Annotated in this window: 2 protein-coding genes; both read left to right on the plus strand. The window is 67.3% G+C overall.

The window, feature by feature from the left end:
• The first annotated feature begins 358 nt into the window (after nucleotides 1-358).
• Complete coding sequence (locus tag E1293_RS46990) at nucleotides 359-694, plus strand: winged helix-turn-helix transcriptional regulator (protein ID WP_207939560.1); 336 nt, start codon at nucleotides 359-361, stop codon at nucleotides 692-694.
• Nucleotides 695-775: 81 nt separating this feature from the next.
• Nucleotides 776-1333 carry a carboxymuconolactone decarboxylase family protein gene (locus E1293_RS46995; RefSeq protein WP_132206630.1) on the plus strand — a complete coding sequence of 186 codons (558 nt, stop codon included), beginning with the start codon at nucleotides 776-778 and terminating at the stop codon, nucleotides 1331-1333.
• The last annotated feature ends 2 nt before the right edge of the window (nucleotides 1334-1335 follow it).

The following is a 1335-nucleotide window of genomic DNA, read 5'->3' on the forward strand; positions in this document are numbered from 1 at the left end:
CACATCCGCCAGATGAGGGAACACGACATCCACCATGTCACGGTCACACGCGACCTACCGTGACACCCAGATCCACTCACGTAGCCAACGACACACCTTCAGTTACCACCGGAATCTTGGAAGAGCCGTTCATTAGACACTCCCACCCTCCGTACGGAGCGTGGCCGCGGGAACCTGGAACGGCCTTCGCGCGGGCCGCTGCCGCAGGGCTCTCATCGCTGCACCGCCGGTTTGGTGTGTCTGTGTGCTGATGCGTGGCGGTGCGGTGCTGGGACGCCGATTGGAAGGAGGACGACGAGGTGGGCGAACCGAGGGGTGCTCCCGCTAGGGTTCCGGGGACCAGACCAGTGGAGGGGGCATGCCGAAACCGGGGAGGCCGGTCCGCGGCTCGACCGGCGGCCGTCCGCTCATGGCCGCGCTCGACCTCTTCGGTCGGCGCTGGACCTTGCGCATCGTCTGGGAGCTGCAGGACGCCCCGCTGGGCTTCCGCACGCTGCAACAGCGTTGCGACGACATGTCGTCCAGCGTCCTCCGGCAACGTCTCCTCGAACTGATCGACGCGGGGCTCGTCCACCAGACACCGGAGAACCGGTACGCCCTGACGGAGCTGGGCCGGGACGCCCGCGAGGCCCTGCGCCCCCTGTCTCGATGGTCCGACCGGTGGGCTGAGGCGCTCGACACCGAGCCCCGCTGACCGCCTCGCATCCACCCCCTTGCGCTTCTGTTTTCGAAGCGGCACACTGCTTCTGAAATCGAAGCATGAGGGAGACATGCCATGCCACGCATCGCCCCGCTCGACCCGCCGTACACCTCCGAGATCGCCGCGGCCCTGGCCAAATGGATGCCACCGAACGTGGCGCACGAACCGCTGGTGCTGTTCCGCACCCTGCACCGGAACCCGAAGCTGGCGTCCCGGATGCGCGTCCTCGGTGCCGGACTGCTGGCCCACGGCCGCCTCCCCGCTCGCGACCGCGAGATCGTCATCGACCGCACCTGCGCCCGCGCCGGCTGCGAGTACGAATGGGGCGTCCACGCAGAGACGTTCGCCGAACTAGACCGCGAACAACTACGGGCGACCGTGACCGGCGACCCGTCCCCGTGGTCTCCGAAGGAGCGCCTCCTGATCAATGCGGCAGACGAACTGCACGACTCCGCCCAGATCTCTCGTCCGACGTGGGACGCCCTCACCGCCCACTATGACGAACCTCAACTGCTCGAACTCCTCGTCCTCACCGGCTGGTACCGCACCATCAGCCAGCTGATCAACACTCTGGAGATCGACAACGAACCCTGGGCACCCGCCTTCCCCACGCCACCTTCGGACCGCCGCTAACC

The sequence above is a fragment of the Actinomadura darangshiensis genome, assembly GCF_004349235.1.
GTDB lineage: Bacteria > Actinomycetota > Actinomycetes > Streptosporangiales > Streptosporangiaceae > Spirillospora > Spirillospora darangshiensis.